General features: G+C 70.0%; 1 protein-coding gene. It reads right to left on the reverse strand.

Going from position 1 to position 813, the window contains the following annotated elements:
- Nucleotides 1-18: 18 nt before the first annotated feature.
- Nucleotides 19-813: DUF2382 domain-containing protein (locus tag ACRYM0_RS20870; RefSeq protein WP_432507766.1), on the reverse strand; the 795-nt coding region annotated here is incomplete at its 5' end.

Raw genomic sequence — 813 nt, forward strand, 5'->3', positions numbered from 1 at the left:
CCTCGGCGCGGTCCTCGCTCAGGAGCGGTCGCGCTTCGTGGTGGCCTCCTGGCCGGCGTCGAGGTCGATGTGCTCCTCGCGCACCTCGGCGGAGACGGTCTGCTCCTCCTGCACCGTCTGCGTCCCCAGACGCACCCGCTCGACCGGCACCGTCTCCTTGGCGGCCACGGCGCGCTCCTCGTGCAGCGTGACCTCGTGCTCCTCCTCGGTCAGGTCCCCACCCGACATCGCCGCACCGCGGTTGGCCTCGGTGATCGGCTCACGCTCGACCACGACCTCCTCGCGGTTCACCGGCACCGTGCGGGTCACGTTCTCGCTGGTGATGTACTTGCGCAGCCGCGCCCGGCCCGCCTCACGCGACTCCTTGGCCACGTGCAGCTCCTCCTTGGAGCGCGTCATGGCGTCATCGGTGTTCGGCCCGGAGGTGTCGTGGCCCTCACCGCGCACCTCGGTACCCGTGGTGCCCGTAGTACCCGTGGTGCCCGAGGCGGTGCCCGCGTAACCGGTGGTACCGCTCGTCTGCGTCGAGGACGTCTCGGTGACGGTGCCGCCGGTCGAGGCGATGCCGTAGTAGCGGTACAGGTCGTCCTCGTCCGCCTCGGACAGCTCGTGACCGGGGTCGTGGTGCGGGGCGTCCTTGACCATGCCCTTGGCGAACGGCACCGTGATGGTGTCGCCGCTCACCGTGGCCTGGGACAGCGGGATCAGGGAGACGTTCGAGCCGAACAGGCCGGTCTTCACGGAGACCCACTCGGGCTGGTTCGTCGCGTTGTCCAGGTAGACCTCGTCGACCTTGCCGATCTTGTCGCCGTC

The sequence above is a fragment of the Kineococcus arenarius subsp. arenarius genome, from assembly GCF_050871845.1.
Classification (GTDB): domain Bacteria; phylum Actinomycetota; class Actinomycetes; order Actinomycetales; family Kineococcaceae; genus Kineococcus.